We start from the raw sequence: 1,433 nt of genomic DNA, 5'->3' as shown, positions 1-1,433 counted from the left end.
CCCATTGGCCTTGCACCTCAGTAAAATTATTTTATTAATGTTATATTTTTACATTTGTTTTTCCGCTAGAAATAGAAAAAAAGGCGGACTAAGTCACTTAAGACCTTGTTCCCTTTTTTTTCCTTTTATATTGTCTGTATTTTAAACTTTGATTACTTTCTTTTCTGTACTTTAATCATCGCAACGTTTCCTTGAAAGGCAGTTTTCTTTTTCTTTTCTATTGGTACTTTTTGTCTTCCTCTGGAAGTCTTTGATTTCTGTCGAAATAACTTCTCTACAAAGTCATCCCATCTTTGGTACATATAAACGCGCATGAGAAGTAAAAATTCCCATAGCGTTTTTTTCGTTTTTGTTTTTAATTGAACGATTAATGCCAAACAATAGGCAGCTAGAGAGAGAAACATTTGATTCCACATTCCTTGCGGTTTAGTACTCCATACCTTGACTAAACTTAAATGCTGTTTTACCCATTTAAAGAAAGTTTCGATCATCCAACGGTAACGGTAAAGTTCCATGATCTGCTTACTTGTTAAATCCCATCTTGTTGTCATAAGACGATAAAGACGCCCTTCATCATCAGTAAACTCAACGAGGCGGACTGGTGTATCTGAAGTGCTGAATAATACCTTCGAATCTCTTAGAATGTCAGGGTGATCGACGTGGTATTCTTCAAGAGACTTTACTTGAAGGGTTTTTGTAATTCGAGCCACAAAGAAAATACCTTTCTCCAACCATTTCTTCAGGTTTTTTCTGGAAGGATAACCTCGATCCATTAAGTAGGTTGCAGATGATTCTTCGATAAGATCATCTGAACTTTCGAAGTCACTAACATTCCCTGTTGAAGGAAGAATTTTGTCAGGAAAACACGTGTTTTCCGACACGACAACCAAGCGAGTATGCATCTTTACTACATTCCATCCTTTTGTGACGTAAGCCCAATCACATAGTTCCGAAGGAAGTTTTAAATGCGTGGAATCAATAATGTTTAATCGTCCAATTTCCTTCGTAATTCCTTGGTCATGTTGACTTAAATTTTGGAGAATAGAGACCAGTCTTAGGAAGAGATCTTGGGTCCACTCTGTTGGTAAATCATTGATCCTTCGGCTAATTTGAGAACCACTAATCTCCTCTAAATCTAAAGATTTCTTTAGTCCTTGATTTGCATCTAACATTAATTCCATATGTTCATATGACTGCCAATTATCCAAGTTCGCTGCGATAAAAGTTTTCATTAAGGCTTCTACAGAAAGCTTGTCATTACTATAATTTAGAAGAGGACAAGCATAAACTTCTGTTGGAAGTAAATCTAAGCATTGACTAATAAGTTTCTTATGACCTATACTTTTCATACGAGTTGCTCCTTTGTAGAAGATTGGGAACAAGTAAGGTCTCCCTTCTACAATAGGAGCTTTTTTTGTGTCTGTAAATAATTT

Annotated in this window: 1 protein-coding gene; it reads right to left on the bottom strand. The window is 35.8% G+C overall.

Annotated features, from left to right (window positions below):
- Window positions 1-152: 152 nt before the first annotated feature.
- The coding region (locus tag ACHABW_RS25740; RefSeq protein WP_435759874.1) for an IS4 family transposase at window positions 153-1,433 on the bottom strand (1,281 nt) is incomplete at its 5' end.

This window comes from Salipaludibacillus sp. CF4.18 (assembly GCF_051262595.1).
In the GTDB taxonomy this organism is placed as follows: Bacteria; Bacillota; Bacilli; order Bacillales; family Salisediminibacteriaceae; genus Salipaludibacillus; species Salipaludibacillus neizhouensis.
Note: the sequence above shows the minus strand (reverse complement) of the source record. Positions and strands in the feature narration are given on the sequence as shown.